Annotated in this window: 7 protein-coding genes; 1 reads left to right on the forward strand and 6 read right to left on the reverse strand. The window is 53.0% G+C overall.

Annotated features, from left to right (window positions below; translation table 11 throughout):
* Nucleotides 1-27: 27 nt before the first annotated feature.
* Complete coding sequence (locus FBQ85_04305) at nt 28-1152, reverse strand: Pyrrolo-quinoline quinone (GenBank protein MDL1874378.1); 1125 nt, start codon at nt 1150-1152, stop codon at nt 28-30.
* Nucleotides 1153-1218: 66 nt separating this feature from the next.
* The gene (locus FBQ85_04310) at nt 1219-1758 is read right to left on the reverse strand and encodes a hypothetical protein (GenBank protein ID MDL1874379.1); all 540 of its coding nucleotides are present in this window, start codon (nt 1756-1758) and stop codon (nt 1219-1221) included.
* A 213-nt stretch (nt 1759-1971) separates the two neighbouring features.
* Here FBQ85_04310 and FBQ85_04315 point away from each other — a divergent pair, with 213 nt between their 5' ends.
* Nucleotides 1972-2652 carry an MOSC domain-containing protein gene (locus FBQ85_04315; GenBank protein MDL1874380.1) on the forward strand — a complete coding sequence of 227 codons (681 nt, stop codon included), beginning with the start codon at nt 1972-1974 and terminating at the stop codon, nt 2650-2652.
* Between the two features lie 16 nt (nt 2653-2668).
* Here FBQ85_04315 and FBQ85_04320 read toward each other — a convergent pair whose 3' ends face one another.
* The 4 genes from FBQ85_04320 to FBQ85_04335 all read right to left on the reverse strand — a co-directional run bounded on the left by FBQ85_04320 (nt 2669) and on the right by FBQ85_04335 (nt 5894).
* Entirely contained in the window at nt 2669-3667 is a 999-nt protein-coding gene (locus FBQ85_04320) for an ornithine cyclodeaminase family protein (protein MDL1874381.1), read from the reverse strand.
* Between the two features lie 97 nt (nt 3668-3764).
* Entirely contained in the window at nt 3765-4289 is a 525-nt protein-coding gene (locus FBQ85_04325) for a nuclear transport factor 2 family protein (GenBank protein ID MDL1874382.1), read from the reverse strand.
* On the reverse strand, nt 4282-4713 hold the full coding sequence (locus tag FBQ85_04330) for an archease (protein ID MDL1874383.1): 432 nt from the start codon (nt 4711-4713) through the stop codon (nt 4282-4284). The genes FBQ85_04325 and FBQ85_04330 overlap by 8 nt, the downstream gene beginning before the upstream one ends.
* Nucleotides 4714-4739: 26 nt before the next feature.
* Nucleotides 4740-5894, reverse strand: a complete 1155-nt coding sequence (locus FBQ85_04335; GenBank protein ID MDL1874384.1) for a nicotinate phosphoribosyltransferase — start codon at nt 5892-5894, stop codon at nt 4740-4742.
* Between the last annotated feature and the right edge of the window lie 610 nt (nt 5895-6504).

The raw sequence follows: 6504 nt of genomic DNA on the forward strand, positions 1-6504 counted from the left end.
CGGAATATCCCCGAGTGTGATCGAAATCTAGTTGGCTCCAAAACAATACAACACGCCATCAATTGTGCCGATGACCAGGCGGCCTTCGGCAATCGCCGGCGCGGCGATGAAGGAAGAACCGGTTTCAAACTGCCACGCGATTTTGCCCGAGCTTAAATCAAAACCATAAAGCTCGCCGCTGGCTGCGCCGATAAAAACACGCGCCCCAGCAATGACCGGCGAGGAATCAATTTTAGCCTTCGCGATGAACATCCAGCGCGGCTGCCCGGTTTGCGGATGTAAGGCATACACGCTTTTATCCCGGCCGCCAACGACGAGAATATCGCTGCTCACGGCAGCCGAGGAATAAAAGGGAAAATCTTTTTGTGGCGGATCAAAGGCCCAAAGCGCTTTCCCGGCAGCCAGATCAATGCACAAAATTTTGTTGTCGAAGGTACCGACATAAGCGCGATCATCAATCACCGCCGCGCTCGCTGCCACATATGCGCCTGCCGTTATTTTTTTGATTTCAACCCCGTCGCGTATGCGAACAACACGCATCAGGCCGTCACAGCCGGCAACAATCGCGTTGCCATTCGCAATCGCAGGCGTGGCGTGCACATATCCCTCGGTTTCAATTTTCCACACTAACTTGCCGTCTTTGGCTAACAAACAGTAAAGATGATTATCGTACGAACCAAACAGCACACGATCTTCAGCAAAATTGGCCGAGGAAATAATTCCGGCATCTGCTTGAAATTTCCATAGACGTTTGCCGGTGCTGGCGTCAACCGCATGAAACGCGCCAGCCTCGTCGCCAAAGTAAACAACGCCGTTCGACACAGCAGGGGAGGACTTGATCTCATCCTGCGCGCGGTATTTCCATTTGAGTTTGCCGGTACTCAACTCCAACGCATAAAGACTGCTGTCCAGCGCTGCGGCATAAACCCATCCGGCAACGATTGCGGCTGAGGATTCAAATCCCTGCTTGACTTCAAATGTCCAGAGCGGCTCGAGATTTTCCGGCAACGCCGTTGCGCTGATGCCGGTATTTTGCGGGCCGCCGCGCCAGTGCGGCCAGGAATTTTGCGCGTTGAGAACGGCGCCCGTTCCCAAAAAAATTACGCTTGCGAGGCAAACGACGATCACAGTCTCAACAAATTTCTGATTCATATTTTATCAAACAATGTCTCGATTTAATGCCGCCGTTCCAGTGATTATTTTTTGCAGGGCAGTCCCTCAAACTCCGATCGCCTTTTTAATCCTTCGAATCTGATTCAGATGCAACAAATCATGCCCGGCAACCAGTTGCGAAGTTCTACGCACACTTTCCGGACCGCGTTCGCTATGTATACCGACGCGATTCATTTGGCTTTCGTTCAACGAGCGCAGCAGCTTGAGATTCACCCGGCGCAACACGCGCAGTTGTTCAAGCGTGTCTGTTAGACTGCATTCGCTGTAATTTAGTTTTGTGGCCCAGGCATCTTGATCATAGCCTTGAATGTCGGGCGTGTCATGAGCAAGAATCATGCGCAAACGCACGCCGGTAACCAACTCGGAGTCGGCGAGATGTTGCAGCACTTGCAGCATCGACCATTTGCCGGGCTTTTCGGGCTGGCGCAAAGCTGTGTCTGCAAGGCCGGCAATCTCCGCTTCCAACAACTCAATTTGTTGCGCCTGCACCTCCATAGGATCGCGTGTGCCCAACAAATCCATCAGGGCATTGACGTAGGCGGCGGCATTTTCTTTAGCCTGGCTGGCAGGATTGCTGAAGGACATAATCGTGCTCTCAAAACTATTGAGTTATTGTTCACTTCATCGTAACATCGCGCGGGTCTCGCAATGAGAGTATTTCTTCGTTGTCAATATAAAACATGATCGGCAAAATCACAAACGCTGCCGCCTGGAATTTCAACACAGTTATTTTTGTTTGTCTATTAATCAAAAAGCACAAAAGTGTCTTTTGGTGATCACCCATTTACACAAATTCTAATGAAAAAAACTATTTTGCTTTCACTGCAAATTGGCCTGCCCAAGCTGCTCGGCAAGCCGGGCACAACTGATCCGAGTGAACGTTTGTGGTCAACGGGCATTTTCAAAGAGCCGGTGACCGGGCCAATTTGGCTGGGACGAACGAATCTCACGGGCGATGGCCAGGCTGATCTCACTGTACACGGCGGGCCGGACAAAACCGTGTTGGCCTACTCGGCAGAACATTACCCCGCGTGGCGCGCCGAGCTGAAACGAAATGATTTCACTTTTGGCGCGTTTGGAGAGAATTTCACGATTACGGGATTGAATGAAGATGAGGTGTGTGTCGGCGACATTTACGAAATCGGGGAAAGCCGCGTGCAAGTTTCGCAACCCAGGCGGCCATGCTGGAAACTTGCCCGCAAATGGAGCTTACCGCAGTTGCCCGCGCGGGTCGTGGCGACGGGCAGATCAGGCTGGTATCTGCGCGTTATGCAGGAGGGACATGTTGCCGTTAATCAACCGGTGAGGCTAGTGGCACGCGAGTTTCCACAATGGTCGATTCATCGCGTAAGTGGGATCATCAACAACACAGAGGAGAATAGGGAGGAGGCGGCGCGTTTGGCGCAATGCGAGGCCTTGGCGGAAGGTTTGCGCCATCGTCTTGCTGAACGCATTGGGCTTTTCACGGATTTTGTATAACTCAGCATTGTTCGAATTAGAGTCGGGCGCCTGCGAGCTTGATCCACGTTCCCGCATTCTCCGCCGACATTTTTTGATAAATGTGATGCGCCGCGGCCACGTCTTCAATGCCCAGCCCCAGCGACTTGAATAGCGTGATGTCCTTTGCTGAGGCACGCCCGCGCACGCGCTCATGCAGCACTTCTCCCAACTCACCGGCAACATGATCTTCTTGCAGCGTTCCTGCTTTTTGGGGAATGATGAAATCGCCGGCCTCGTTCAGTAAAGATTCCCGGCTATCCGTGAATAAGCGTGATTTTAACATTGCAGCGGCGTCAAGCTCGCGCGTTGTGGGCGTGCATGCGCCAACGGCATTGAGGTGCACGCCTGGTTTGAGCCATTCTCCCAGCAAAACCGGCTCTTTCGAAGAGGTGGTGGTGCAGATAATGTCTGCGTCCTGCGCTGCTGCTTGCGCTGTGTGCCTCGCTTCAACGTTAAAATTGTAATATTGCGCAGCGCGTTTAGCAAAGTGTTGCGCATGTTCGAGTGATCTGCTCCACACCTGGACATGAGAAATCGGTCGCACGCACGCCATTGCCGCGAGATGGGACCACGCCTGCACGCCCGAACCGAAAATCGCCAATGTGCTTGCCTCAGGCCGCGCCAGAACCTGTGTTGCCACGCCGCTCACCGCAGCGGTACGAAGCGCAGTGATTTCGGTGGCATCGATAATCGCCAGCAACTGGCCGTGCTCAGCTTCAAACAATAAAACTGCGCCGCGATGCGAATCATAAGGCGTACCATGATTGCGGGAAAAAATCGACAAAACTTTCAATCCCATAACCCGCAAACTGCCGGAGTATGCCGGCATCATCGCAAGCGCGCCGGTTCGCTCCGGTAGCCACATGATCGGGCGCAGCGGCTGAAGCGCGTGCCCCGCAGCCAACGATTTCAACGCCTCTGCCATGACGGTCACACACTCAGACATCGGCAGCCACCGCTTGACTTCGTCTTGATTGACGAGAAGAGTTTTCATCGCTCACGCCGCTTTTGCGTTGCGCGACGGCTGGGCCGTCGCATGTTTTGCTGTTTTGAAATTTGCGAACCACGGCTGGGCCGTGGTTGAGCGCGCCTCAGTCCGGCAGCCGCGTCGATTGCCACGCCGCCATTTGCCAATGCCCGCCTTGCCTCACATAAACGCTCGTGAATCGCGCTTGAAATCGAAGTCTTTGTTCTCCGGCTTTCACTTGCATCGTCACCAAACCCGTGTTCACCGCGGCAACGCCGTAGCTGCGCAGTTGTGTTTGTTCATAGCTGATCGCTTCGTATTTCAATCTGCCTGAGATGAGAGAGGCGATCAATTGCGCTTTCGTGTCAACCCGGCCATTGGTGTGCGTGTACGTCAGGTCATCGGCAAGAACTCGCGCCAGCGTGGAGGAATCGGCGTGAATCATTGCCTGCACTCGGAGACTATCGAGTTGATGGATTTCTTGCTCGACGTTGCTCGCGAAATGTGGCGCGGTTTGAGCCAGGACAATCGAACTAAAAACGAAAATGAGGAAAACAGGAGAAAAGATTGCTTTCATGAGATGCGCTCGCAGGTTCAATTCGCCGTCAAACCTTGATAGACCCGGAGATGAAAGCCGAAGCTTACACATCAAAAATCACCTGTGCCTCCCAACCGCCGGCGACTTGACGCACGTACAATCCGTGATACGTCACGGCTTTGATTTCGGTTTTGATGTCATGGCGCGACAGATCGATTTTTTCACCGTGTACGGTCGCGGAAATTCGCGCCGGCGAGAAGGAATGGATTTCAAATTGTGAGAAAATTTCCAAGCCGTTGATGCAATAGAAATTCAGTTCGGAGAGCCAGGCCACGAGCAGCGCTTCAACGTCGCCGGCCTCGGCTGTCACGTTGCGAGTTAATTTCGGATGAATATGTTCAAGGTCGGTAATGGCATCGAAAAGCGCGCGCGCAGCAACCACAAACAGCTCGGCAAGCGTGGGCGCATAAAGGCGATAGCCAACGTCAGCGGTGTGATCGAATGGCTCGAATGTGGGTAGCAATGCAGGCATCATGATTTCGCCGCGGCAATGCGGCTGCTTTATTTCACATACAGCTCCACCTGCTCCAACTGCCGCAACACGGACCGGCGAATCTCCGCCGGCGCAGGCGTTTTGTAGAGCACTTTGCCTTCGCGCATGATTTGAACGAAAAGCGGTTCGAACAGCTCGCCGTCGTGCTCCAGCGCCGTGGCTTGCACCACGCGCTCGCCGGTTTTGCGATTGCGCCACAAATGCTTGCCGCCAGATTTCTTGCCGCGCTTCGCAATCGGTTTGCCGTCAATCTCGACAATATCCATCGAGAAATCCATCACCGGGGCATTGGAAATGGCGGTGCCCACGCCGTAGGCATCGGCGATGACGTTGTATTGCAAAATTTTTTCTTCATCAATGCCGCCGGAAAGGAAAATCTTGACGTGATTGAAGCCGCGCAAATCAAGCTCCCAGCGAATCTCTTTGGCCAGGCTGGCAAAATCGCCGCGGCGATTGCTGGGGGTGTCGAGGCGAACGTAGGCAAGCTTGTCGCCCAGGGCCTCGGCCACCCGCAGTGCTTCGAATTTTTCATCGGCAAACGTATCGATCAAAATCGCGCGCATCACTTCCGGTTCGATGTATTTGTCGAATGCCTCTGCCGCCGCCACGGTGTCGCCAATCAATAAAATAAACGCATGCGGCATGGTGCCGGAGGGCCGTTCATTCAGCAGTTTCGCGGCCGCCACCGAAGCCACGCCGTCGCAGCCGCCGATAAAGGCGTTACGCTCGATCATGGGCGCAATCGCCGGGTGCATGCGCCGCGCGCCGAAACTGATCACTGGGCGATTTCCGGCTGCTTTTTTGCAGCGCGCCGCGCGTGTGGCCACACCCGTGGCCTGGCTGAGCAAGCCGAGCAGCGCCGTTTCGTAAGGCCCAAAATCGAGATATTTGCCTTTGATGGTAAGCACAGGCTCATCCTCAAAAAACAACGAACCTTCCGGCAGGCCGTCAATCGTCACGGGGAGATCTTTCAGGATGGTCATGGCTTCCTCCAGCCCGGCAAATACGCCCCAGTTGTTCGGTTGTGGAAATTTTTTGAGAATGAACTCGACCGCGACATGGGTGTCTTTGTGCAACTCGGTGAGAATGTGTTTTGTGCGCTCGAAATAAACATCCGTAACTTTACCGGATAAAATATCTTCAGCGGAGGCGAGGTGGAACATAGGCGCGTCCCAATTTGATCATCATGCAAAACAGCAGTTTTTTGGTGGGAAAATATAGATAAAATTCAATTGGTAAACAATCTAAAACCAATACCGTTCACTTAGGATTGTTATTTAAATAACTTACTCATTTTTTTTAAACCGCTAATAAACGCGAATGTTCGCTAATGCTTTTTAATTCGCGATGATTCGCATCTATTCGCGGTTGGAGATTGGGAAAGTTATTTAATCGTCGATCCTTAACATTTCGTTCGTAGTCCCGGCCCCTTCTGGGCCGATGCTAACGCAAAAATTTCAATCTTCCTGCAGTGCCCCACAAGGGGGCAGGACTACTAAGTGAACGGTATTGAATCTAAAACACCGGAAAAATCTGCGCGCATCAGGCGTTGCCCAACAGGGTTAACGATTTCTCGGAAACCGGGGCTTTAAACGGCCTTTTCGATTTGTTAAACCGCCAATGAATGCGAATAAACGCCAATCTCTCATTCGCGGCTGCGCTTGCTTCATTGCGGGCATCGCACGCGCAGCTTGAGCACGTCGCCGCGCTGTTTCCTGATATCGAGCATAAAATTTTGCGTTTTGGCAGGAAGCCGCATCAGGCGATTGAGGG

Source organism: Cytophagia bacterium CHB2, from assembly GCA_030263535.1.
Taxonomy (GTDB): Bacteria; Zhuqueibacterota; Zhuqueibacteria; order Zhuqueibacterales; family Zhuqueibacteraceae; genus Coneutiohabitans.